The following is a 23,407-nucleotide window of genomic DNA, read 5'->3' on the forward strand; positions in this document are numbered from 1 at the left end:
GGCCCCTCCTACAAGTAGTACTGCGAGGTGCTAGCGCTCCGGGCTACGAGTCTGTGGGAGCGACTTCAGTCGCGATGCTGTTCGGTAAGTGCATCGCGGCTAAAGCCGCTTCCACAAGGAAGTGGCTTAGCGCTCCAGCGGCGTCAGGCGCAGCAGGTGCAGGCGGCGGCTGTCGGCGTTGAGCACGCGGAAACGGTACTCGCCGATCTCGGTCACCTCGTTGCGCTTGGGCAGGTGGCCGAAGGCGCTCATCACCAGGCCGCCGACGGTGTCGAACTCATCGTCGGGGAATTCGGTGTCGAAGGACTGGTTGAAGTTCTCGATCGGCGTGAGTGCCTTGATCAGGAAGTCGCCGGACGGCAGCGGCTTGATATAGCTGTCTTCCTCGACGTCATGTTCGTCCTCGATGTCGCCGACGATCTGCTCCAGCACGTCTTCGATGGTCACCAGGCCGGCCACGCCGCCGTATTCGTCGATGACCACGGCCATGTGATTGTGGTTGGCGCGGAACTCGCGCAGCAGCACATTGAGGCGCTTGGACTCCGGCACGAAGGTGGCCGGGCGCAGCAGGTCCTTGATGTTGAACGGCTTGTCGCTGCCGAGGATCAGCGGCAGCAGGTCCTTGGCCAGGAGGATGCCGATCACTTCGTCGATGCTTTCGCCGATCACCGGGTAGCGCGAGTGGGCGGAGTCGATGATGGCGGGGAGGAATTCCTGGGGAGTCTGCCCGGATTTGATGCTGATCATCTGCGAACGCGGGACCATGATGTCGCGTACCTGCAGGTCGGCAACCTGGATGGCGCCTTCGACGATGGCCAGCGCCTCGCTGTCGAGCAGCTTGTTCTGGTGGGCTTCGCGCAGGACTTCCAGCAGTTCCTGGCGGTTTCTCGGCTCATGAGCAAAAGCTTGGGTCAGTTTGTTGAACCAGGACTTCTGCTCGTTGCTCGATCGGTCTTCGCTCATGGTGGTTCTCAGGGGCCTTCTTGGCAGTTATTCGTTGTCGGCGTAAGGGTCGGGGTGACCCAGTTCAGCCAGCAATTCTCGTTCCAGTGCTTCCATTTCCTCGGCTTCCTCATCCTCGATGTGGTCGTAGCCGAGCAGGTGCAGGCAACCGTGGATGACCAGGTGCGCCCAGTGCGCCTCGCGGCTCTTGCCCTGTTCGGCGGCCTCGCGCTCGACCACTGGCGCGCAGATCACCAGGTCGCCGAGCAGCGGGATATCCAGCAGTTCGTCGGGCACGTCGGCCGGGAAGGACAGCACGTTGGTGGCGTAGTCCTTGTGCCGCCAGGTGTGGTTCAGCTCGCGACCTTCGGCCTCGTCGACCAGGCGGATGGTCAGCTCGGAGTCGGCCTGGCGCTGGCGCAGGGCCAGTTCGCACCAGCGGCGCAGCTGCTCCTCGCTCGGCAGCTCACGGGCGGCCGAGGCGTTCTGCAGGTCCAGTTCAAGCATTGCGCGGGTTGTCCTTGCCCGGCTGGCTTTCCTCGAAGCGCTCGTAGGCTTCGACGATGCGCTGCACCAGTGGGTGGCGCACCACGTCCTTGGGCTTGAAGTGGGTGAAGCTGATGCCCTGCACGTCTTTCAGCACTTCCATCACATGGGTCAGGCCGGACTTGGTGCCACGTGGCAGGTCGACCTGGGTGATGTCGCCGGTGATCACGGCGGTGGAGCCGAAGCCGATGCGGGTGAGGAACATCTTCATCTGCTCGAGGGTGGTGTTCTGACTCTCGTCGAGGATGATGAAGCTGTTGTTAAGGGTGCGACCGCGCATGTAGGCCAGCGGGGCGATCTCGATCACCTGTTTCTCGATCAGCCTGGCCACCTGCTCGAAGCCGAGCATCTCGTACAGGGCGTCGTACAGCGGGCGCAGGTAGGGGTCGATCTTCTGCGCCAGGTCGCCGGGGAGGAAGCCGAGCTTCTCGCCGGCTTCCACCGCCGGGCGCACCAGCAGGATGCGCCGCACTTGCTCGCGCTCCAGGGCATCGACCGCGCAGGCCACGGCCAGGTAGGTCTTGCCGGTGCCGGCCGGGCCGATGCCGAAGTTGATGTCGTTGTCGAGGATGGCCTTGACGTAGCGCTGCTGGTTGGCGCCGCGCGGCTTGATCACGCCCTTCTTGGTGCGCAGGGCCACGCCGCCGTCGGCTTTGCCGCTGCCGAGCTCTTCCAGCCCAGACTCCTGCAGGTACAGGTGCACCAGCTCCGGCGACAGCTCGGCGCTCTTGGTCTCACGGTACAGGCGACGCAACAGGTTCTCGGCGGATTGGGTGTGCTGCACAGGGCCGATCAGCTCGAACTGGTTGCCGCGGTTGCGGATCTCGATGCTCAGGCGTTGTTCGATCAGGCGCAGATGCTCGTCGAACTGCCCGCAGAGGTTGGCGAAGCGGCGTGCTTCGAAGGGTTCGAGGGTAAAGCGATGGGGTTCTATGGGGGCGTTCAATGGGGTCCGGTTGCCGCAGGACGGCAGAAATGATGAGCGGAGGATAACTCCGCACGGGCGGCGGGAAAAGTTCGCCCGTGCGAGGAAATATTAGCCATTGGTCGATCAGTGTGCCGTTTCGAGCAATGTGCCGCGCAGGGAGTGGGGCAGGGCGTCATCGATATGCACGTCGACGAACTGGCCGATCAGGCGCGGATTGTCGCAGCGGAAATTGACCACGCGGTTGCTCTCGGTGCGGCCCTGGAGCATGCCTGGGTCCTTCTTCGAGTAGTCGCTGACCAGGATGCGCTGGGTGGTGCCGACCATGCGTCGGCTGTTCTCGAAGCCCTGCTGGGCGATGCGCGTCTGCAGGATGGACAGGCGCTGCTTCTTCACCTCTTCCGGGGTGTCGTCGACCAGGTCGGCGGCCGGGGTGCCGGGGCGCGAGCTGTAGATGAAGGAATAGGAGAAGTCGAAGCCGACGTCCTCGATCAGCTTCATGGTCTGCTCGAAGTCCTTCTCGGTCTCGCCGGGGAAGCCGATGATGAAGTCGGTGCTGAGCAGAATGTCCGGCACAGCCGCCTTGAGCTTGCGGATACGTGACTTGTATTCCAGTGCCGTGTGGTTGCGTTTCATCGCCGCGAGGATGCGGTCGGAGCCGGACTGCACCGGCAGGTGCAGGTATTTGACCAGCTGCGGGATATCGGCGTGGGCCTGGATGATGGCGTCGGAGAACTCCAGCGGGTGGCTGGTGGTGTAGCGGATGCGCTCGATGCCGTCGATTTCGGCTACCGCGTAGAGCAGTTCGGCGAAGTCGGCGATATGCCCGTCGGTGCAGGGGCCGCGATAGCCGTTGACGTTCTGCCCGAGCAGGGTGACTTCCTTCACGCCTTTCTCGGCCAACTGGCTGACTTCCAGCAGCACGTCGACCAGCGGTCGGCTGACTTCTTCGCCGCGGGTGTAGGGCACCACGCAGAAGGTGCAGTACTTGCTGCAGCCTTCCATCACCGAGACGAAGGCGCTGGGGCCGTCGACGCGGGCCTCGGGCAGGCGGTCGAATTTCTCGATCTCGGGGAAGCTGATATCGACCTGAGCCTGCTTGGTGCTGCGCGCGGCGTCGATCATTTCCGGCAGGCGATGCAGGGTCTGCGGGCCGAAGACCACGTCGACGTAGGGTGCGCGGTCGCGGATGGCGGCGCCTTCCTGGCTGGCCACGCAGCCGCCGACGCCGATCACCAGGTCCGGGTTTTCCAGCTTCAGCTCGCGCCAGCGGCCCAGCTGGGAGAACACCTTGTCCTGGGCTTTTTCGCGGATTGAGCAGGTATTGAGGAGGATCACGTCGGCCTCTGCCGGGTTCTCCGTGACTTCCAGGGCCTGGTGTTCGCCCAACAGATCGACCATGCGCGAGCTGTCGTACTCGTTCATCTGGCAACCGTGGGTTTCGATATAAAGCTTCTTGGCCATGGGTAAGGTCGTGCTGCTTAAAAAATGACCGGCGATTATAGGGGCATAGCCTCTCTCGGGGAATGGGCAAGTGCCGTTGGCGACGGATGCCTGTGCTAAGATGCGCGCCCCCGATTTCCAGCCGTCCTCTATTCTTCCCCCATGAGCAAACGCGAACCTATCTACAAGGTGATCTTCCAGAACCAGGGTCAGGTGTACGAGATGTACGCCAAGCAGATCTATCAGAGCGATCTGTGGGGCTTCCTGGAGGTGGAGGAATTCGTCTTCGGCGAGCGCACCCAGGTGGTGGTCGATCCCAGCGAGGAGAAGCTCAAGGCCCAGTTCGAGGGCGTAGTGCGCAGCTTCGTGCCGATGCACGCGATCATCCGCATCGACGAGGTGGAGCGCCTGGGCACGCCGAAGATCAGCGAGGCCAAGGGCGGCGGCAACGTGATGCCGTTCCCCATGCCGATGCCGGAGAAGTGATCGTCAGTTAGGTGCGAACGCCGGCGCCTGCGGGCTGATGCTCTGGCCTTGGCTCTGGTTCGGAGCAGGCGTGAGGCTGGGGGTGCCGTTGTCGATGTTCTGCAGCTCCAGCAAATAGCTGCGGAAGATCTGCCCCAGCACCTGGCTGGCGACCTGCAGCTCTTCGCGCGGCATCTGCTCGGCCACCTGATCGGCATTGTCCATGGCCTCGTCCGAGCCATTTACCGCCGCCATCTTCAGCACTATGTAAGCCTGCACCTTGTTGGCCGGCACACCTTCACCATGGAAGAACATGTTGCCCAGGCGCAGTTGCGCCTGGGCATTGCCTTGCAGCGAGGACAGCTCGAACCAGTGCAGCGCTCTGGGCAGGTCGGCCGGGGTGCGCTGGCCGTTGTAGTAGAACTCGCCGAGTTCGTACTGGGCCTGGGCATCGCCGAATTGAGCCGCTTCCTGGCAGGCGGTCAGCGCGCCGGGCAGGTCTTCGTCGGGAATGTTCAGCGCACAGCGGCTTTCGGTAGGCACCAGCAACGAGTTGTCGCCGGCGCTGGCCAGTGCGGGTGATGCGAGCAACAGACAACCCAGAAGCAGGTTGCGGCCGGTGCATTTCATGGAAATCGGAGCGCCTCGGGGGAACGGTCGGGCTGCATGCCCTGCCGGCGAAACGCGCCGGCCATCACATTATGTGATAAGCCGGGGCGACCTTACAAAGTCTTTACCGGGATTTGCGTGGTGAGTGGCTCGCGAAGCGCGAATAGCAGCCAGGCCAGCAACGGGTAAGCCAGGGTCAGCAGGGCGTGGAACAGGTCGACCCGGCGCAGCGCGCCGATGAAGCCTTCGGTGCCGACGGCCAGGCCGGCGAGCAGAAACAGGGCTACCACGCCAGCGGCGGCCAATGCCGGCTGGCGATGGGGCCAGCGTGCCAGGCCGGCTGCGAGAATCAGTAGCAGGGAGGCCAGGTTGAGCATTAGGCGGTAGTGCGACTCCAGGCCCAGCCAGCGGGCACCTATCAGCAGTCCGACCAGGGTCAGCAGCAGGACCGTCCAGGTCGCCTTGCCCCAATCGAAACGGCGCGCCAGGGCAAGCGCGGCCAGGCCCAGCAGGGGCAGACCGAGGGCGCCGCCGAGCTGGCTGAGGGCCCGATGTGCGTCACTCCAGCTCGGGTCCAGAGCGAAACGCACCACGCCGCATAGCGCTGCGGCGGCGGGCAGGCCGAAGCCCAGTTGCACGGGGCGCCGCAGCGCCAGTCCGGCGATGCGTGGGCGCAACCACAGCAGGCTGGCCAGGCAGGCCAGCGCCAGGATGGCGTCTCTGAGCGCCGTGCTGTACTGCGTCACTTGAGCTGGGCGAAGGCGCGCTCGGCGGCGGCGAAGGTGATCTCCAGTTCCTTGTCGCCGTGGGCGATGGAGGTGAAGCCGGCCTCGAAGGCGCTGGGCGCCAGGTACACGCCGCCGTCCAGCATCAGGTGGAAGAACTTCTTGAAGCGCTCTGCATCGCTGGCCATCACGTCGGCGAAGGTGACGATGTCGTCAGCACCGCTGAAGTACAGGCCGAACATGGCGCCGGCCTGGGTGGTGACGAAGGGAATGCCGGCAGCATCGGCGCGTTCCTGCAGGCCGGCCAGCATGCGGCTGGTGTAGTCAGTCAGTTCGGCGTGGAAGCCTGGGCGGCTGATCAGCTTGAGGGTGGTCAGGCCGGCGGCCATGGCCAACGGGTTACCGGACAGGGTGCCGGCCTGGTACACCGGGCCGAGCGGGGCGATGCACTCCATGATGGCGCGCTTGCCGCCGAAGCAGCCGACCGGCATGCCGCCGCCGACGATCTTGCCGAAGGTGGACAGGTCCGGCGTCACGCCGTAGTGCGCCTGGGCGCCGCCGAGGGCGACGCGGAAACCGGTCATCACCTCGTCGAAGATCAGTACCACGCCATGCTTGTCGCACTGCTCGCGCAGGCCTTCGAGGAAGCCCGGCGCCGGCGGTACGCAGTTCATGTTGCCGGCCACCGGCTCGACGATGATGCAGGCGACGGTCGAACCGACCTCGGCGAGGCACTGCTCGACGGCGGCCAGGTCGTTGAACGGCAGCGTCAGGGTGTGCTTGGCGAAGTCCGCCGGCACGCCGGCCGAGCTCGGAACACCCTGGGTCAGCAGGCCGGAGCCGGCCTTGACCAGCAGGCTGTCGGAGTGGCCGTGGTAGCAGCCCTCGAACTTGATGATGGCATCGCGGCCGGTGTGGCCGCGGGCCAGGCGAATGGCGCTCATGGTCGCCTCGGTGCCGGAGCTGACCATGCGCACCATCTCCATCGACGGCACCAGGCTGCACACCAGATCGGCCATTTCGGTTTCCATGGCCGTCGGCGCGCCGTAGGACAGGCCGTGCTGCAGCTGGTTGCGCACTGCGTCGAGCACGTCCGGGTGGGCGTGGCCGAGGATCATCGGGCCCCAGGAGCCAACGTAGTCGACGTAGCGCTTGTCGTCCTCATCGACCACATAGGCGCCTTCGGCGTGCTTGAAGAACAGCGGCGTGCCGCCGACGCTCTTGAACGCGCGCACCGGCGAATTGACGCCGCCGGGGATGTGTTTCTGGGCGTTGGCGAACAGGGCTTCGGAACGGGACATGGCGACTCTCTTTGTAAAGGGGCTCGAATCAGGAAGGAGTGAATAGCGCACACAGGGCACGTGCGCGGCTTTCCACCTCGGCGGCGGAGGGCGCGGAAAACAGGGTGTGGATGACCGCGAGCAGGTCGGCGCCATGCTCGATCAGCTGCCGGCCGTTACCCAGGTCGACGCCGCCGATGGCGACAATCGGCAGGCTGAAGCGTTGGCGTGCTTCGCTGAGCAGTTCGGGCGTGGCGGCCGGGGCACCGGGCTTGGTCTGCGAGTTGAAGAAGCGGCCGAAGGCGATGTAGCTGGCGCCTTCACTCGCGGCCTGCTCGGCCAGGTCGAGACGGGCGTGGCAGGTGGCGCCGATGATCGCCTTGCGTCCGAGCAGGGCGCGCGCGGCGGCCAGCGAGCCATCACTCTGGCCCAGGTGCAGGCCGACGCCGAGCCGGGCGGCCAGTTCGGCGTCATCGTTGATGATCAGTTCAGCGCCGTGACGGGCACAGAGCTCGGCCAGGGCTTCGGCTTCGCGCAGGCGGCGGGCTTCATCGCTGGATTTGTCGCGGTACTGCAGCAGGCGGGCACCACCTTTCAGGGCTGCCTCGACATAGGGCAGCAGCTTGCCGTCCGCGAGCAGCTGGCTGTCGGTGATGGCGTAGAGGCCGCGCAGTCTGCTGCTCACGAACAGAAGTCCAGCGGCAGGCGGCGCGGCACGAACTGGCCGCGACCGGGCTGTTCGGCGTCGCGCAGGGTGCGCCAGGTGTAGTCCAGGGCCGAGCGCACGGCGCTGGCTACTTCCTCGCCCAGGGCCAGGCGACCGGCCAGGGTGCTGGCCAGGGTGCAGCCGGAGCCGTGGTAGCTGCCGGGCAGGCGGGCGCAGGTGAAGGTGTGGCTGGCGCCGCCGCGTATATAAAGGCGGTTGTGCACTTCGGCCTCGTCGCCGTGGCCGCCGGTGATCAGCAGGTGCTGGCAGTAGCGCGAAAGCTTCTCGGCGCATTCGTCGGCGGTGCCATTGGGCAGTTCGGCGAGGATGCGCGCCTCCGGCAGGTTGGGCGTGGCCACGGCGGCGATCGGCAGCAGGCGTTCGCGCATGGCATAGCCGACGTCGTCCTTGCCCAGCGAGCCACCACCGCCGGCACGCAGTACCGGGTCGCAGACCAGCGGCACGCCGGGCAGCGACTGCATGATCTCGACCACGGTGTCGACCATCTGCACCGAGCCGAGCATGCCCAGCTTGACGGCGGCCACCGGCAGGTCGGCGATGATGGCGCGGGCCTGGGCCAGCACCCAGTCGCGGTCGAGTACGCGGAAGTCGCTGACGTCGACCGTGTCCTGCACGGTCAGCGCGGTTACCGCCGGAGCGGCGTGGCAACCCTGGGCGAGCAGGGCTTCGATGTCCGCCTGCAGGCCGGCACCACCAGATGGATCGTGGCCGGACAGGCAGAGGACGACGGGGCGGGAGTTGTGTCTGTTCATGGCCGGCGAGCTTACCACCAGGCGCCGGCTCGGCCCAATCCGCTCGGCGCGACAACTTGTCCGAGTGGGCGGCTTTCACCGCGCCATGCCTGTGCTAGAGTGCCGCCATTCCAATCAGAAGGATTCTGCGGGCCGCGCCGTCGGGAGAAGAGGGCTCTGTGCGCGGCTGCGCGAGATCTATGCGGGGCGGCATGCGTTACTGTGTTTTTCTTATCCTGTGCGGGCTGTCCTGGCTGGCACATGCCGTCGAGTTCGACGAGCACACCCGGCGCCTGCCTTTGGGCGCGGTCATGCATGTCTTCGAAGATGTGCGCGGCGATGCCAGCATCGCGGACGTCAGTTCGCCGGCCCTGCAGGGCAGCTTTCGCCCGCATAACCAGCCAGTGCTCAATGCCGGCTACTCGCGCTCGGTCTTCTGGGTGCGCCTGGACCTGACCTACAGCCCCAGCGCCAATGGCGGTCCGCAGCCTTGGCTGCTGGAGCTGGCCTATCCGCCGCTCGATCACCTGGAGCTGTACCTGCCCGATGGCGCCGGTGGTTATCGTCTGGCGCAGCGCACCGGTGACGCCCTGCCGTTCTCCAGCCGGCAGATCAAGCAGAACAATTTCGTCTTCCAGCTGGACCTGCCGCCCGGCCAGGAGCGGCGCGTGTATCTGCGTATGGAGAGCCAGGGTTCGATGCAGGTGCCACTGGCCCTGTGGTCGTACCAGGCCTACCTGGAAGAACAGCCCACGCGCATCTACATCCTCGGCATCATCTATGGCGTGCTGCTGGTGATGCTGATCTACAACCTGTTCATCTTCCTCAGCGTGCGCGACACCAGTTACCTCTACTACATCCTCTACATCGCCTCGTTCGGCCTGTACCAGGTGTCGGTGAACGGTGCCGGCATCCAGTATTTCTGGCCGGACAGCCCCTGGTGGGCCAACGCCGCCACGCCCTTCCTGATCGGTTCGGCGGCGCTGTTTGGCTGCCAGTTCGCCCGCAGCTTCCTGCATACCGCCGAGCACAGCCCCTGGGCCGACCGCGCGCTGCGCCTGATGATGGCCGGTGGCGTGCTGGTGATGATCATGGCGCTGACCAGCAGTTATGCCACCGCGCTGCGCCTGGCTACCTTCCTCGCCCTGGCCTTTACCGTCGTGGTGTTCGGTTCCGGGGTGCTGGCCTGGCTGCGCGGCATGCGCGTGGCGCGCTATTTCATCTTCGCCTGGACGGCCTTCCTGGTCGGCGGTGCGGTCAACACCCTGATGGTGCTGGGTTACCTGCCCAACCTGTTCCTCACCATGTACGGCAGCCAGATCGGCTCGGCGCTGGAGGTGGGGCTGCTGTCGCTGGCCCTGGCCGACCGCATCAATGCCATGAAGGAAGAGCGCACGCGCATCCTGCAGGAGGCCGGACGCGAGCTGGAAACGCTGAACCGCGAGCTGGCCGACAGCAACCGGCTCAAGGACGAGTTCCTCGCCACCGTGACCCACGAGCTGCGTACGCCGATGAACGGGGTGATCGGCTCGCTGGAGCTGATGCAGACGGTGAAGATGGACGTCGAGCTGGAGCAGTACCAGAAGACTGCTGCCAGCTCGGCCCGCGACATGATGCGCATGGTCGGCGATATCCTCGCCCTCAACGAGCTGCAGGCCGGCAAGCTGTACCCGCGCCGCGAACCCTTCAGCCTGCGCGGTCTGGTCGATGGCCTGCGTGCACAGTACGGCCCGATGGCCACCGACAAGGGCCTGGAGTTCGTCGTCGAGCTGGAGGACAGCCTGCCCGACACCCTCGAAGGCGATGCCGCCAAGCTGGCGCAGAGCCTCGGTTATCTGCTCGACAACGCCATCAAGTTCACCCACCAGGGCCGCGTCAGCCTGCGTATCTCCGCCGCGGGGCCGCTGACGACCAGCATGCCGCTGCGCTTCGAGGTGGTCGACACCGGCATCGGCTTCGTCGTGCCGCAGGGCGGCAAACTGTACCAGCGCTTCCATCAGCTGGACGGCTCCCTGACCCGTCAGTACGGCGGCCTGGGCATCGGCCTGGCGATCTGCCGCCAGCTGGTCGAGTTGCTCGGCGGCAGCCTGCAGCATCAGTCGCGCCCGGGGCAGGGCAGCGCCTTTGCCATCACCCTGGAACTCAGTCAGCCGATCCAGCAGCGTGGCGGCGCCGCGCCGGTGCCGGTGCGGCGCGTGGGTGGCCTGGCGCAGCGTCGCCCCGAGCAGTGCACCGTGTTGATCGTCGAGGACAACGCGATCAATCAACTGGTCACCCGCGGCATGCTGCTCAAGCTCGGCTATCGGGTGCGCACCGCCGACAACGGCAGCGAAGCCCTGGAAATGCTGCGCAGCGAGCCCATCGACGCAGTGCTGCTGGACTGCCAGATGCCGGTGATGGATGGTTTCGCCACCTGCCGCGCACTGCGCCAGCTGCCGGGTTGTGCCGAGTTGCCGGTGCTGGCCATCACCGCCCACAGCCACAGCGGCGATCGCGAACGCTGCCTGGCCGCCGGCATGAGCGACTACCTGGCCAAGCCGGTGAAGTTCCTCGAGCTGCAGACGCTGCTGCATGACTGGGTGCTGTGCCAGCCGGCCAGCGCCTGACCCTCACCCGCAGGCGCGAGCCAGGCTCGCGCCTGCATGGCCCGCAGTGTTGCGCAGGGCGCTGCGAAATCCCCCGCTAACGGTCAAGCCGATTAGATAGAACCGCCATATTTGGCGGAAATACCCTTTCCATAAAGAAATGAACCGTGATTCACTATCGGTAATTACTGAATCCGGATTCACTTTATGAGCAACCAAGCTACTCGCCTCGACCGAGCCCAGGAACTGCGCGAACGCATTCTCGTCTGCGCCCACCAGCGGGTCAGTGAAGGTGGCTTCGCCAACCTGACCATGCAGGCCCTGGCCGAGGATGCCGGGATCGCCACCGGTAGCCTGTACCGCCACTTCAGCGGCAAGGGCGAGCTGGCGGCGGAAGTCTTCAGCAATGCCTGCCGTATCGAAGTGGACGCCCTGGCTGCCGTACTGCGCGGCGCGGGCAGTCCCGTCGAGCGTCTGGCCGCAGGGCTCGACCAGTTCGCCAGTCGTGCCTGGCACAGTCGGCGCCTGGCCTTCGCCCTGATCGCCGAACCGGTCGATCCGGAAGTCGACGAGCAACGCCTGCTGTATCGCGAGGCCTACGCCGAGCTGTTCATCGACCTGCTCGAGGAGGGCGTGCGCAGCGGCGTGTTCCGCGTGAGCCAGGTCAACCTGGTGGCCGCCTGCCTGGTCGGCGCCATCGCCGAGGCCTTGGTAGGCCCGCTTTCCCCTCCGGCTCGCGCCGCGCGCGAGGCCGGTCAGCCGGTGGTGGACCTGGCCACCGTCAGCCAATCCCTGATCACCTTTTGCCTGCGCGCCGTCGGCGCCCCGGAGTCCTGAGATGTCCCTGCACGAATTCGCCGAAACCCACGAAGTATTCAACCAGGTGCCCTCGCTGGATGGCGCCAACCTGTACCGGGTCGACCTGCCGCTGCAGGAATGGACGCGGCGCTTCGGTGGCGGCTGGGCTGAGGACAAACTGGATGCCTATGGCGCCTTGGCTGGCGGCCCGCTGATGCAGGCCGGCTTCCTCGCCAACGAGAACAAGCCGGTGTTCAAGAGCCACGATCGCTACGGCCACCGCGTCGATCTGGTGGAGTTTCACCCGGCCTACCACGAGCTGATGCGCATGGCCATCGAACACGGTATCCCTTCGCTGCCCTGGACCGACCCGCGTGAGGGCGCCCAGGTGGCCCGCGCCGCGCTGAACTACCTGCACAACCAGCCCGAGGCCGGCAATGCCTGCCCGCTGACCATGACCTACGCCGCCGTGCCGGCGCTCAAGCTGCAGCCGAACCTGGCCGAGATCTGGTTGCCGAAGATTCTCGCCACCGAGTACGACCCCCGCAACGTCGGCATCGAACACAAGGCCGGGGTCACCATCGGCATGGCCATGACCGAGAAGCAGGGCGGCACCGACGTGCGTGCCAACACCACCAAAGCCCATCCGCTCGGCATTCCCGGCCCGGGCCAGGCCTACGAGCTGGTCGGCCACAAGTGGTTCTGCTCGGCGCCGATGTGCGACGCCTTCCTGACCCTGGCCTACACCGACAAGGGCCTGAGCTGCTTCCTGCTGCCGCGCCATCGCCCGGACGGCACGCGCAACCAGTTCTATATCCAGCGCCTGAAGAACAAGCTGGGCAACTGGGCCAACGCCTCCAGCGAGGTGGAATTCCGTGGCGCCCTGGCCTGGATGGTCGGCGAGGAAGGCCGTGGCGTGCCGACCATCATCGAGATGGTCTCGCTGACCCGCTTCGACTGCATGATCGGCTCCAGCAGCCTGATGCGTCAGGCCCTGACCCAGGCCGCGCACCACTGCGCGCACCGCAAGGTCGGTGGCCGCGTGCTGGCCGAGCAGCCGCTGATGCAGAACGTGCTGGCCGATCTGGCGTTGGAAAGCGAGGCGGCGCTGGCCCTGACCATGCGCATGGGCAAGGCCCTGGACAACCCGCACGACGAGCAGGAGGACAAGTTCGCCCGTCTGGTCACCGCCATCGGCAAATACTGGATCTGCAAACGTGCGCCCGCGATGATCAACGAGGCCCAGGAGTGCATGGGCGGCGCCGGCTATGTCGAGGAAACCATCCTGCCGCGTCTGTACCGCGAGGCGCCGGTCAACTCGATCTGGGAAGGCTCGGGCAACGTGCAGTGCCTGGACGTGCTACGCGCGCTGTCCAAGGAGGCCGGCGTGCTCGATGCGCTGTTCGCCGAGTTGGGTGACGGCCACGGCGACGCCCGTCTAAAAGCTCACATCCAGCAGTTGCAGGCGAATTTCCGTGACACCGCCGATATCCAGTACCGCGCCCGCCAGCTCACCGAGGACGTAGCCGTGGCGCTGCAGGCCAAGCTGCTGCTGGAAGCCGGCAACGCCACTGTCTCCGACGCCTTTATCGCCAGTCGCCTGGGTGAAGGCGGTCGCGTCTACGGCACCCTGCCGCGTGGCGTGGATGTCGAAGCTCTGGTGGCGCGCAGTACGCCGCACCTGATCTGATTGCGCCGCCGCCAGCTGGGCTACGAGACTAAGGCTCCGCACCCTGTGCGGGGCCTCGGTCGTTTCAGGCCCGCTGTTGGCGTCGCCGATAAGCCAGGTAGACGAGCGCCAGCAGCGCGGCCAGCGCGCTCGGCCCGAGCAGGCAGCGATAGCCCCACTCCTGGTAGCCGAGGGCGCCGAGCAGGCCACCGCCGATAAAGCCGCCGATCAGGATCAGGTACAGCAGGATGCGCCGGCGGTCCGCCGGCTGCCCGCGCAGCTTCAGGCCGAGCATGATGCCGAGGTCGGTGAACAGCCCGGTGACGTGGGTGGTGCGTACCACGGCGCCGCTGTAGGTGCTGGTCATGGCGTTCTGCAGGCCGCAGGCGGCCGACGCCAGGAAATGGCCGAGATCGCTGCCGCGCTCCAGCATCAGCATCGCCAGCAGCAGGGCCAGGCTCTCGGTCAGCAGCGCCACACCGTAGCGCCGCCCGAGTTTGAGCGACTGGTTGCCGATGACGCAGCCGCTGACGGCGGCGCCAACCACGAAGCTCAGCAGAATCAGCAGCAGATGCAGCGCGCTGCCCAGTTCGCCCTGGGCCAGCTCCACGCCGAGCAGGCTGGAGCTGCCGGACAGGTGCGACACGCCCTGGTGGTTGAAGCCGAGCAGGGCGATGGCGTTGACGCTGCCGGCGATCAGGGCCAGGCAGAAGCCGCCGATCTCCACCCAGCGTGGCAGTTGATTGATCATGGCGCGACGCCCCCCGGTCGTCGTGGCTCCAGTTATGCCTGAATTGCCACGGCTGCGCCATGCACCCTTAGGAGAAGACCCGCCGCGCCAGCGGCAGCGCGCCCAGGGCGGCCACCACGAACAGGCTGGCCGCCAGGCATAGAGCCAGTGGCAGGCCTTGCGGGCCGAGGTTCATCAGCGCGCCGCTGAGCAACGGGCCGAGCAGGCTGCCGACGCCCCAGAGCATGCCGACGCAGGCGTTGGCGGTGACCAGCTCCGGGCCGCGAAAGCGCTGGCCGATCAGCACCAGCGCCAGGGTGTAGATGCCCCCGGCGGCCGCGCCGAGCAACACCAGGGCTGGCCACAGCACATCGCGCTGGCCGATCAGCCAGGGCAGGGCCAGGCCTAGGCCCAGGGTCACGACTCCGCAGGCCAGGTGCAGGGTGCGCCGGTCCATGCGGTCGGACAGCCAGCCCAGCGGCACCTGGAACAGCATGTCGCCGGCCAGGATCACGCTGGCCATCAGCGCCGCCACGCCCAGCGCGTAGCCATGCCCGCTGGCGTACACCGGGAAGAGCGAGAGCACCACGCTGTCGAAGAAGGCGAAGAACAGCACGCCGAGGCAGAGTGCCGGCGCCACGCGCACGAAGCCGAGCAGGGAGAAGCGCCGTGGCGCCTCTTCGGCCTCCTCCGGCCAATCTGCCGGCAGGCTGTGCCAGACCAGCGCCAGGGCCAGCAGATTGGCCGTCAGCACCAGCAGCACCGGCCAGGTGCTCTGCGCGCCGAACAGGCCGATCATCGCCGGGCCGGCCAGCTGGCAGCCGGTGAAGCAGGCGGCATACAGCGCCACGATCTGGCCGCGCTTGCGTTCGTCGCACAGCTCGTTGACCCAGGATTCGCCGAGTATCACCAGTACGCCCATACCCAGGCCCAGCAGCAGGCGGGTCGAGCCCAGCAGCGCCAGTGAGGGTTGCGCCAGCAGCAGAGCGGCGACGCCCAGCAGGCACAGGGCGAAGCAGGCCAGGTACAGCTGGCGGCCGTTGAAGCGCTTGCACAGGCGGTTCACCAGCAGCGCGGCGAGCATCATACCGGCGGCCGGCAGGGCGGACAGAAGGCCGATGGCCAGGCTGCCGGCACCTGTTTGGTGCAGGCGCAGGGCCACCAGCGGCAGGGTGGAGCCCATGGTCATGCCGACCACGGACACGGCGAAGATCAGCACGCCGAGCAGATAGCGGTTGTTCATTTTCTCTCCAGCCCGTTTGCGGCCCGGGCGCGGCCAAAAAGCGACGGATGCCCACGCACGCTGGCGGGGCGCGTAGGGGAGTCAGGGGCGTTGCGGCGCAGGGCCGCAGGACTCAGCGCTGAGCGGCTGGCGGAGAGAAGGTGAAGGCGAACAGCACGCTGCGCCGGCGCTTCAGTTTGCTGTCGGCCGGCCGGGTGCGCGCCAGCAGCTCGGGATCGGGCTGGACGGAGCAGGGCAGGTGGGAGAGCGACAGCATGGCGACGAGGCGTGGTTGGAAAGGGGCGCGCAGTCTATGGCGCGCTCTGGGCGGGGGTCAATGCGCCTCGGACGCCCGGTAACGGGCGCTGTCTTTTCTCCGGCGCTGCGGGTAAGGTTGCCGCCGATGGTTCCGCCACGCCCCGCGTGGCCGGATGAAAAGGGAACAGGGTGCGGCGCTCGTCGCCAATGCCCTGGCTGCCCCCGCAACTGTAAGCGGCGAACTGCGCCCACACGCCACTGGCCCCTCGGGCTGGGAAGGCGGGCGAAGTGCCAAGCCGCGAGCCAGGAGACCTGCCATCGCCAACGGGCCTATGCCCTCTCCCTCAATCCGGATCGTCGCGCGGTGGGCGCGGCCAAGGAACCCTTATGCACATCGAACCCGACGTCGTCACGGGCACCAAACTCTTCCTCAGCTATGCAACCGCCGCTGGCGCCCTCGGCCTTACCGCCAAGCTCGCCCGCGACAGCTTGCGCGACAATGGTGGCGCCACCGCCCTGGCCCTGCGCAGCCTGCTGACCACTGCCCTGGTGTTCTGCTTCTTCGAGGTACTGCCGCACCATCCGGTGGGCGTCTCGGAAGTTCATCTGATTCTCGGCTCGACCCTGCTGCTGCTGTTCGGCGCCGGCGCGACGGCCATCGGCCTGGCGGCCGGGTTGCTGCTGCAGGGCCTGTTCTTCGCCCAGTTCGATCTGCCGCAGTACGGCATGAACGTCACCACCCTGCTGGTGCCGCTGTGGGGCATCCATCTGCTAGCCAAGCGCATCATCCCGGCGCGCACGGCCTATGTGGATACCTCCTACAAGCAGGCCCTGGCGCTGTCCACCGCCTATCAGGGCGGCATCGTCGCCTGGGTGGCCTTCTGGGCTTTCTACGGCCACGGTTTCAGCAGCGAGAACCTGGCCTCGGTCGGTAGCTTCGGCCTGGCCTACATGAGCGTGATCCTGGTCGAGCCGCTGATCGACCTGGGCGTGCTGGCCGCCGCCAAGGCCCTGTCGCGCTTCAGCCAGGGCCCGCTGTTCAACGTGCGGCTGCATCAGCCGGCCTGAGCCCGTCTGCGCGCCAGATCGGGAAACCGCTCTGGCGCTATCCAAATGGCCAACGCCAACGCCAACGCCAACGCGTTTGCGCTTGGCCATATCTCCGGCCGTTTCACCAGGCCCGTCTTATCGCTCGCGGCACACCAGGGGCTGTTCTGGTGCTGGAGTGTGGGCGCTCAGCGCCGCTGCCAGGTCATCTTGCCGGTATTGCTCTCTGTCACCAGATACGGCTCGCTGAAGTGGTAACGCGCGGCTGGCCGGAACTCGCTGGCGCCTTGCAGCTGGACCAGCAGCAGGTCGCCGTCGCTGCGCCAGCGGCCGCGGTACTGCAGTTCGCCGGGGCGGTCATAGCTCCACTCGCTGCCACCGGCCACACTGCGTCGCCATTGCTCGATGCTGCCGTCGGCGCGAATGCGCAGGGTGGTGACGGTGGTCAGCGAGGCGAACTCCAGGCCGGTGCTGTTGGTCATCTGCTCGTAGATCCAGGTGCCGACCAGGGCCGGGTCCTGATTCGGGTCGGCGGGCGGTGGTGCGGGCGCGATCCGCTGGAACAGCGCCTCGCGCAGCAGGGCTTCACCACTGGCAGGGTCGCGCGCCGCCAGGCTGGCGTTGAGCATGCCGTCGGCATAGTTGGCGTTCATGTTGGCCAGGATCTGCCCTGAGGCAGGGTCGCTGATCTGCGCCTGCAGGAGCTGGCCATCGAAGGTTCCGCTGAGCTTGAGGCGCAGGTGCGGGCCTTCCAGGTACTCGCCCTGCACCTGTTGCTCCTGGCTGCGCAGGATCAGTTCGGTAGGCTGGTTGTCGAGGTTGGCCTGGTAGCGGCCATCCAGTTCGCCGGCCAGGGCTGGCGCGGCGATGAGCAGGCAGAGGATGAACAGGCGGCGCACAGCGACTCTCCACGGGCACGATAGTGAAAGCCTAGATCGCCTGTGCGCCCCTTGCCCGGTCGCAGCCGGCAAGGCAGTGCCTGAGGCTGGCAAGTCGGGTGTCGCAGGGCGCAAGATAGGGGCATAGCCCCAGCCAGGAAGCTGCCCGTGACTGCCATGCCGCATACCGATTTCGTTGTCGCCGCCACTGCCGAGGAAGCCGTCGAGCGCCTCGCCGAACTCCACCGCCAGGCTGTCGACGGCCTGAGCCTGGCGCTCAAGCGCTACCTCAAGGAACGTATCCAGCCGAGCGAGAGCGAGCGCGCGCTGTTCCGTTATCCCGAGCTGCGCCTGACCTACCACTGTCAGGGCGAAGTGCCGAGTACGGTGCGTGCCTACGCCAAAGTCCAGGTGCCGGGTACCTACCGCACCACGGTGACCCAGCCGCAGGCCTTTCGCGGTTACCTGCTGGACCAGCTGCGGCCGTTGATGGAGGACTTTTCGGTCACCGTCGAGGTTGGCTTCAGCCAGGAGAACATCCCTTACCCCTACGTGGTCGATCAGGGCGATGAGCTGGCCGGCTCCGGGGTCAGCGCGGCCGAGCTGGCGCGGGTCTTTCCCAGCACCGACCTGTCCGCCGCGACCGACTCGGTGGCCGACGGCCTGTATGGCTGGGGCGACAGCAGCGACCTGCCGCTGGCGCTGTTCGATGCGGCGCGCACCGATTTTTCGCTCAAGCGCATCCAGCACTACACCGGTAGCGACTGGCGCCACGTGCAGCCGTGGATCCTGCTGACCAACTACCACCGCTACGTCGACCAGTTCATCCGTCACGGCCTGGAGCAGCTGCGCGACAACCCGCGTTTCGTGCGCATGGTGCTGCCGGGCAACGTGATCATCGAGCGCGGCACCTCCGAGGACGACGCTCAGGCGGTGGCCGACGCGATAGTCTGGCATCGCTACCAGATGCCGGCCTATCACCTGATCAGCGCCGATGGACACGGCGTAACCCTGGTGAATATCGGCGTCGGCCCGTCCAACGCCAAGAACATCACCGACCACCTTGCCGTGCTGCGCCCGCACTGCTGGCTGATGATCGGCCACTGCGGCGGCCTGCGTCAGTCGCAGACCATCGGCGACTATGTGCTGGCCCACGCCTACATGCGCCGCGACGGCATTCTCGACCGGGTGCTGCCGCCGAACATCCCCATTCCGGCACTGGCCGAAGTGCAGCAGGCCCTGCAGGAAGCGGCCGCACAGGTCACCGGCGAGCGCGGCGAAACCCTGAAGAAGCGTCTGCGTACCGGCACCGTGCTGACCTACGACGACCGCAACTGGGAGCTGCACTGGGCCCATGAGCGGCCGCTGATCAACCTCTCCCGCGCGGTGGCGGTGGACATGGAGAGCGGCACCATCGCCGCCCAGGGCTATCGCCTGCGGGTGCCCTACGGCACCTTGCTGTGCGTGTCGGACAAGCCCCTGCACAGCGAGATCAAACTGCCCGGCTCGGCCACCGGCTTCTATCAGCGCGCGGTCAGCCAGCACCTGGCCATCGGCATCAGCGCCCTCGACCTGCTGCGCTGCCAGCTCGACTCGCTGCACTCGCGCAAGCTGCGCAGTTTCGACGAGCCGCCGTTCCGCTGAGGCGCTTTGTGCCCCGGCGCACAGGATGATGCGTTCGGGCGGCGGCGGGGCGCGCAGTGGGTTAGGCTGCGCTCCCTGTACGCATGACAAGGAGTGTCGTATTCATGGACCAGGCTCAGGTTCTTCTCGCCGGCTTGTGGGAGCCCTTCAGTTTTCTCTCGCTGTTCGGCTACAGCTGCCTCGGTCTGCTGCTCGGCCTGGTGGTCGGCCTGCTGCTGACGCTACAGCTGCAACGGCGAGGCTGGCTGGCGCGTCGCAAGCGCTGGCATCATTGGCTGCTGAAACTGTACTTCCTGCTGCTGCCGGCCTGTGGTGCGCTCCTCGGCGTGCAGGCCGGCCTGCTCTATGGCGGGCAGCAACAGGTGCATCGCCACCTGGATAGCTATGCCCCGCTGGTGCAGTCGGTCGCAGATGCCGTGTGGCAGGACTTTTCCACCTACCTGCAGGCGCAGGATCAGCAGGCCCTGGGCCGTGAACTGCAGAACACCAGCGTGCAGGCGTTGCTCAACCACCTGGCTGCGCAGTACCTGCAGGCGCAGATTCTGGCGCGTGCACCGCAGTTGGACGAGGCTTCTCTGGCCGAGCGCGTCGGCATCCGCTTGTTCGACTATCTGCAGGCCAGCCTATTGGGTGAGCTGGTGCGAGAGACGGCCGTGGAGCAGGCCAACAAATACACGAAAGTGGATCGGCAGGTCGTGCTCGACGTGCTCGATGCGCGTGTCGAGCAGCTGTTTCAGGCCGACTTTCTGCTGGGGCTGCTCAAGCGTCAGCTGGCCCAGGTGTTGAAGCCTTTCTACCTGACCTTGCTGATGCTGTTCGGGCTGCTGCTGGCGCTGGTCGGCGTCGAAATGGGGCTGTCGCGCTGGTTGCGCCAGTGGCCTGGTCAGGCGCAGGTGCCCGAGCTCTCAGCCCAGGCGCAAGTGCAGTAGCGGGAAGGGCTTGTCGGCGCCGTCCAGCGGCGAGCGGCCGATCTGCACGAAGCCCTGGCTGAGGTAGAAGGCCACGGCGCCCGGGTTCTGTTCGTTGACGTCGACCAGGCGCGCACCTTCGCGCTCGATGGCGTAGTGCAGCAGCGTCTTGCCGATACCCTGGCCGTGCTGCTGAGGGTCGACGAAGAGCATTTCCAGGCGATCCTCGGCGGTGCCGAGAAAACCCATCACCCGCCCGGCGCTATCGCGCAGGCACGTCAGCTTGACCAGGCGAAAATACTCCTCGCGCAGCATGCGTTTGTAGAACTGGATGTCCGCTTCGGCGAGGAAGTGGTGAGTGGCGCGCACCGCCGCCTCCCAGACTTCCAGCAGGCGGGGCATGTCGGCGGCAAGCGGTTGGTCGATGCAGTAGCGCATGGCGGAAACGTGCGAGGGAGGCGGGCCGATCATGCGACTGATCGGCCCGTTTTGTCACTGGCTGGCGTCGAGCACCACGCGATAGCGCGCCTTGCCGGCGCGCAGGTGATCGAGCGCTGCATTCACCTGGCTCATGGGGAATTGCTCCACCTGCGGCAGGATCTGGTGGCGGGCGCAGAACTCCAGCATGGTTTTCATGCTGGCTGGCGAGCCGACCGGCGAGCCGGACAGGCTCTTCTGCTGCGGGATCAGGCTGAACACATGGGTGGGGATCGCGCTCGGCACGATGCCGACGAAGTGCAAGCGGCCCTTGCCGCGCAGGGTGGCGAGCAGGGCGTTCCAGTCCAGGTCGGCGCTGGCGGTGACCAGCAGGAAGTCCAGGGTGCCGGCGATGGCCTTCATTGCCGCGCTGTCGGTGGAGGCCACCACCTTGTGCGCGCCCAGGCGCTTGGCCTCGTCCTGCTTGCTCAGCGAGGAGGTGAAGGCGGTGACCTCACAGCCCCAGGCGTTGAGAAAACGCAGGGCCAGGTGGCCGAGGCCGCCGATGCCGACCACGCCGACGCGGTCGGTGGGTTTGATGTCGAATTCCAGCAACGGGCTGAACACCGTGGAGCCGGCACAGAACAGCGGGCCGACCAGCGCCGGGTCGAGGCCTTCCGGCAGTGGCACGGCCCAGGCCCAGTGCGAGCGCAGGCGATCGGCGAAGCCGCCATGGCTGCCGACTATGGTCGGTTTCACCGTGCGACAGAGGTTGTGCGAGCCTTCCATGCACGAGCCGCAGTGCATGCAGCTGCCTTTGTACCAGCCGATGCCGACGCGCTGGCCGAGCTTGAGGCCGCGCGCCTGTTCACCCACCCGCACCACGGTGCCGACCACTTCATGGCCGGGAATGAAGGGGTAGCGCGCATTGCCCCATTCGTTGTCGATCATTGACTGGTCGGAGTGGCAGATACCGCAGTACTCAACAGCCACCTCGACTTCTTCGGCGCCCAGCGGGCCCGGGTCGTAGCTGAAGCGCTCCAGCGGCGCGCCGGCTGCGGTGGCGGCCCAGCCGGTGAAGGTGGCGAGTTCGTTGCTCATGACGCGTCCTCGTGACTGATGATTCGACCCGAGCAGCTTAGCTGTACCGGCAGGCTCTGCGTGCATCATCAGCGCTGCTGATAGTGCTCGGTTAAACTGGCGCCTTCGCACCGCTCACTGGTCTGTTTATGCCGCGTCCTCCTCGCCCTTCCGCTCCCCGTCGTCCCGCCCTGCGCCGCGTGGCCAAGGCGCCGCCGGCCGAGCCGCGACTGATCATGCTGAACAAGCCGTTCGACGTGCTCACCCAGTTCAACGACGAGCAGGGCCGCGCCACCCTCAAGGACTTCGTCGCCGTCCCCGGCGTCTATCCGGCCGGGCGCCTCGATCGCGACAGCGAGGGCCTGCTGCTGCTGACCAACGATGGTCGCCTGCAGGCGCAGATCGCCGACCCCAAGCACAAGTTGGCCAAAACCTACTGGGTGCAGGTGGAGGGCGAGCCGAGCGAGGAACAGCTGCGTCAGCTGCGCGAGGGTGTGCAGCTCAACGATGGTCCGACCCTGCCGGCCGAGGCGCGCCAGCTGGAAGAGCCGCAACTGTGGGAGAGGAATCCGCCGGTGCGTTTTCGCAAGAGCGTGCCGACCGCCTGGCTCGAGCTGGTGATCCGCGAGGGTCGCAACCGCCAGGTGCGGCGCATGACTGCCGCCGTGGGCCTGCCGACCCTGCGCCTGGTGCGGGTGCGTATCGGGCCATGGAGCCTGGAGGGACTGCAGCCGGGGCAGTGGCGCGATCTGCCGCCGCAGCTGTAGCGGCTAGCCGCTGTAGGAGGGGCCTTGGCCGCGACGGCAACTCTGCATTCGGGCTACGGGTTCGATCAGCCGTGGATGCCGCGCGAGACTTCGATGATGTAGGTGATGATCGGCTTGGCCAGGAAGGCGAACAGGCACAGGCCCAGGCCGAGGAACAGGATGGCGGTGCCGAGGCGGCCGGCTTTGGACTTCTTCGCCAGGTCCCAGATGATGAAGAACATGAAGATCATCAGGCCGCCGACCAGGACGTACATCATCAGGTTTTCGAACTGTTCGGTTTCCATCGGGGACCTCGGCGGGCGCTAGCAGACAACGGGGCGGCGATTATACGCAACCCGGCCCGCCAGGCGGCACACGCCGGTCGGCCCTGCGGCGATCAGCCGCGCAGGTGCTCCAGCGGCAGCTCGGTGCTGGACAGCACCTGGTTGAGCACGAAGCTGGAGCGCACGCTGGTCACGCCCTCGATGCGGGTCAGCTGGCCGAGGAGGAATTTCTGGTAGTGGTCCATGTCCGGCACCACCACCTTGAGCTGGTAGTCGGCGTCCATCCCGGTCACCAGGCTGCACTCCAGTACCTCGGGGCACTGGCGGATCACCGCCTGGAAGTGCTCGAAGCGCTCCGGAGTGTGACGGTCCATGCCGATCAGGACGAAGGCGGTCAGGCTCAGGCCGAGCTTCTTGCTGTCCAGCAGCGCTACCTGGCGGGCGATGTAGCCGTCGTCCTCCAGTTGCTTGACCCTGCGCGAGCAGGGCGAGGGCGACAGGCCGATGCGCTCGGCCAGCTCCTGGTTGGAGATGCGCGCATCGCGCTGCAGCTCGGCGAGAATACGCAGGTCATAGCGATCAAGCTTGTTCATGGAAGAGTCTTTTTCTTTATTGATTGCGCAGATGACTTTAACAGGGGTGAAAAATTGCGCAAGTAGCGTTCAGGTGAGCAATATTCGCAATCCTGTGCCGGCGCTGCGCCGTTAAGCTTTCTATCAGTTTCAAGGCCCGGACGTTGATGTCCACC

At 66.4% G+C, this 23,407-nt stretch carries 25 protein-coding genes and 1 riboswitch; of the genes, 8 read left to right on the forward strand and 17 right to left on the reverse strand.

What is annotated here, in order from left to right; translation table 11 throughout:
• Window positions 1-126 precede the first annotated feature (126 nt).
• From AYB31_RS18450 to miaB, 4 genes are all read right to left on the reverse strand, one after another.
• Window positions 127-963 (reverse strand): HlyC/CorC family transporter, encoded by an 837-nt coding sequence (locus AYB31_RS18450; RefSeq protein WP_068830396.1) that lies wholly within the window; start codon window positions 961-963, stop codon window positions 127-129.
• A 27-nt stretch (window positions 964-990) separates the two neighbouring features.
• The gene (gene ybeY, locus AYB31_RS18455) at window positions 991-1,449 is read right to left on the reverse strand and encodes an rRNA maturation RNase YbeY (protein ID WP_068830399.1); all 459 of its coding nucleotides are present in this window, start codon (window positions 1,447-1,449) and stop codon (window positions 991-993) included.
• The gene (locus AYB31_RS18460) at window positions 1,442-2,434 is read right to left on the reverse strand and encodes a PhoH family protein (RefSeq protein WP_068830401.1); all 993 of its coding nucleotides are present in this window, start codon (window positions 2,432-2,434) and stop codon (window positions 1,442-1,444) included. The genes ybeY and AYB31_RS18460 overlap by 8 nt, the downstream gene beginning before the upstream one ends.
• Before the next feature lie 105 nt (window positions 2,435-2,539).
• Window positions 2,540-3,877 (reverse strand): tRNA (N6-isopentenyl adenosine(37)-C2)-methylthiotransferase MiaB, encoded by a 1,338-nt coding sequence (gene miaB, locus AYB31_RS18465; RefSeq protein WP_068830403.1) that lies wholly within the window; start codon window positions 3,875-3,877, stop codon window positions 2,540-2,542.
• Window positions 3,878-4,018: 141 nt separating this feature from the next.
• On the opposite strand from miaB, the gene AYB31_RS18470 reads away from it, so the two are divergent.
• Window positions 4,019-4,342 (forward strand): DUF1820 family protein, encoded by a 324-nt coding sequence (locus tag AYB31_RS18470; protein ID WP_068830405.1) that lies wholly within the window; start codon window positions 4,019-4,021, stop codon window positions 4,340-4,342.
• A gap of 3 nt (window positions 4,343-4,345) precedes the next feature.
• On the opposite strand, the gene AYB31_RS18475 is transcribed toward AYB31_RS18470, so the two are convergent.
• The 5 genes from AYB31_RS18475 to AYB31_RS18495 all read right to left on the reverse strand — a co-directional run bounded on the left by AYB31_RS18475 (window position 4,346) and on the right by AYB31_RS18495 (window position 8,414).
• A complete protein-coding gene (locus AYB31_RS18475; RefSeq protein WP_068830407.1) occupies window positions 4,346-4,951 on the reverse strand; it encodes a tetratricopeptide repeat protein in 606 nt (201 codons plus the stop codon).
• 92 nt (window positions 4,952-5,043) lie between these two features.
• Window positions 5,044-5,676: a DUF6962 family protein gene (locus AYB31_RS18480; RefSeq protein WP_068830409.1), complete on the reverse strand. Its 633-nt coding sequence runs from the start codon at window positions 5,674-5,676 to the stop codon at window positions 5,044-5,046.
• Window positions 5,673-6,956 carry a glutamate-1-semialdehyde 2,1-aminomutase gene (gene hemL, locus AYB31_RS18485; protein WP_068830411.1) on the reverse strand — a complete coding sequence of 428 codons (1,284 nt, stop codon included), beginning with the start codon at window positions 6,954-6,956 and terminating at the stop codon, window positions 5,673-5,675. The genes AYB31_RS18480 and hemL overlap by 4 nt, the downstream gene beginning before the upstream one ends.
• Window positions 6,957-6,984: 28 nt before the next feature.
• The gene (gene thiE / locus AYB31_RS18490) at window positions 6,985-7,620 is read right to left on the reverse strand and encodes a thiamine phosphate synthase (RefSeq protein WP_442961831.1); all 636 of its coding nucleotides are present in this window, start codon (window positions 7,618-7,620) and stop codon (window positions 6,985-6,987) included.
• The gene (locus AYB31_RS18495) at window positions 7,617-8,414 is read right to left on the reverse strand and encodes a hydroxymethylpyrimidine/phosphomethylpyrimidine kinase (protein WP_068830413.1); all 798 of its coding nucleotides are present in this window, start codon (window positions 8,412-8,414) and stop codon (window positions 7,617-7,619) included. The genes thiE and AYB31_RS18495 overlap by 4 nt, the downstream gene beginning before the upstream one ends.
• A 191-nt stretch (window positions 8,415-8,605) precedes the next feature.
• Here AYB31_RS18495 and AYB31_RS18500 point away from each other — a divergent pair, with 191 nt between their 5' ends.
• From AYB31_RS18500 to AYB31_RS18510, 3 genes are all read left to right on the forward strand, one after another.
• Window positions 8,606-10,999, forward strand: coding sequence for a hybrid sensor histidine kinase/response regulator (locus tag AYB31_RS18500; protein WP_068830457.1), 2,394 nt, complete (start codon window positions 8,606-8,608; stop codon window positions 10,997-10,999).
• Window positions 11,000-11,185: 186 nt separating this feature from the next.
• Window positions 11,186-11,815 carry a TetR/AcrR family transcriptional regulator gene (locus AYB31_RS18505; protein WP_068830415.1) on the forward strand — a complete coding sequence of 210 codons (630 nt, stop codon included), beginning with the start codon at window positions 11,186-11,188 and terminating at the stop codon, window positions 11,813-11,815.
• A gap of 1 nt (window position 11,816) precedes the next feature.
• The gene (locus AYB31_RS18510) at window positions 11,817-13,466 is read left to right on the forward strand and encodes an acyl-CoA dehydrogenase family protein (RefSeq protein WP_068830417.1); all 1,650 of its coding nucleotides are present in this window, start codon (window positions 11,817-11,819) and stop codon (window positions 13,464-13,466) included.
• A 64-nt stretch (window positions 13,467-13,530) separates the two neighbouring features.
• Here AYB31_RS18510 and AYB31_RS18515 read toward each other — a convergent pair whose 3' ends face one another.
• The 3 genes from AYB31_RS18515 to AYB31_RS21845 all read right to left on the reverse strand — a co-directional run bounded on the left by AYB31_RS18515 (window position 13,531) and on the right by AYB31_RS21845 (window position 15,674).
• Window positions 13,531-14,196, reverse strand: a complete 666-nt coding sequence (locus AYB31_RS18515) for a YoaK family protein (protein WP_068830420.1) — start codon at window positions 14,194-14,196, stop codon at window positions 13,531-13,533.
• A 67-nt stretch (window positions 14,197-14,263) separates the two neighbouring features.
• Window positions 14,264-15,418: an MFS transporter gene (locus tag AYB31_RS18520; protein ID WP_068830422.1), complete on the reverse strand. Its 1,155-nt coding sequence runs from the start codon at window positions 15,416-15,418 to the stop codon at window positions 14,264-14,266.
• 112 nt (window positions 15,419-15,530) lie between these two features.
• Entirely contained in the window at window positions 15,531-15,674 is a 144-nt protein-coding gene (locus AYB31_RS21845) for a hypothetical protein (protein WP_177332312.1), read from the reverse strand.
• A gap of 110 nt (window positions 15,675-15,784) precedes the next feature.
• A riboswitch (cobalamin riboswitch) is annotated at window positions 15,785-15,989 on the forward strand.
• 53 nt (window positions 15,990-16,042) lie between these two features.
• Here AYB31_RS21845 and AYB31_RS18525 point away from each other — a divergent pair.
• On the forward strand, window positions 16,043-16,723 hold the full coding sequence (locus AYB31_RS18525; RefSeq protein WP_068830424.1) for an energy-coupling factor ABC transporter permease: 681 nt from the start codon (window positions 16,043-16,045) through the stop codon (window positions 16,721-16,723).
• Window positions 16,724-16,890: 167 nt separating this feature from the next.
• Here the strand turns inward: AYB31_RS18525 and AYB31_RS18530 are convergent, their stop codons facing one another.
• Window positions 16,891-17,601, reverse strand: coding sequence for a hypothetical protein (locus tag AYB31_RS18530; RefSeq protein ID WP_068830426.1), 711 nt, complete (start codon window positions 17,599-17,601; stop codon window positions 16,891-16,893).
• 156 nt (window positions 17,602-17,757) lie between these two features.
• Here AYB31_RS18530 and amn point away from each other — a divergent pair, with 156 nt between their 5' ends.
• Both amn and AYB31_RS18540 read left to right on the forward strand, forming a co-directional pair.
• Complete coding sequence (amn, locus tag AYB31_RS18535; RefSeq protein ID WP_068830459.1) at window positions 17,758-19,224, forward strand: AMP nucleosidase; 1,467 nt, start codon at window positions 17,758-17,760, stop codon at window positions 19,222-19,224.
• 104 nt (window positions 19,225-19,328) lie between these two features.
• Window positions 19,329-20,153, forward strand: a complete 825-nt coding sequence (locus AYB31_RS18540; protein ID WP_068830427.1) for a hypothetical protein — start codon at window positions 19,329-19,331, stop codon at window positions 20,151-20,153.
• On the opposite strand, the gene AYB31_RS18545 is transcribed toward AYB31_RS18540, so the two are convergent.
• Together AYB31_RS18545 and ahr are read right to left on the reverse strand one after the other, a co-directional pair.
• Window positions 20,130-20,603, reverse strand: a complete 474-nt coding sequence (locus AYB31_RS18545) for a GNAT family N-acetyltransferase (RefSeq protein WP_442961832.1) — start codon at window positions 20,601-20,603, stop codon at window positions 20,130-20,132. The two genes, AYB31_RS18540 and AYB31_RS18545, sit on opposite strands and share 24 nt — an antisense overlap.
• A gap of 21 nt (window positions 20,604-20,624) precedes the next feature.
• Window positions 20,625-21,650, reverse strand: a complete 1,026-nt coding sequence (gene ahr / locus AYB31_RS18550; RefSeq protein WP_068830430.1) for an NADPH-dependent aldehyde reductase Ahr — start codon at window positions 21,648-21,650, stop codon at window positions 20,625-20,627.
• Window positions 21,651-21,829: 179 nt separating this feature from the next.
• On the opposite strand from ahr, the gene AYB31_RS18555 reads away from it, so the two are divergent.
• On the forward strand, window positions 21,830-22,396 hold the full coding sequence (locus AYB31_RS18555; RefSeq protein WP_068830432.1) for a pseudouridine synthase: 567 nt from the start codon (window positions 21,830-21,832) through the stop codon (window positions 22,394-22,396).
• 65 nt (window positions 22,397-22,461) lie between these two features.
• On the opposite strand, the gene AYB31_RS18560 is transcribed toward AYB31_RS18555, so the two are convergent.
• Entirely contained in the window at window positions 22,462-22,680 is a 219-nt protein-coding gene (locus AYB31_RS18560) for a DUF2788 domain-containing protein (RefSeq protein WP_068830433.1), read from the reverse strand.
• Between the two features lie 92 nt (window positions 22,681-22,772).
• Entirely contained in the window at window positions 22,773-23,252 is a 480-nt protein-coding gene (locus AYB31_RS18565) for an Lrp/AsnC family transcriptional regulator (protein ID WP_068830434.1), read from the reverse strand.
• Between the last annotated feature and the right edge of the window lie 155 nt (window positions 23,253-23,407).

It is taken from the genome of Pseudomonas sp. BMS12, assembly GCF_001592875.1.
GTDB lineage: Bacteria > Pseudomonadota > Gammaproteobacteria > Pseudomonadales > Pseudomonadaceae > Aquipseudomonas.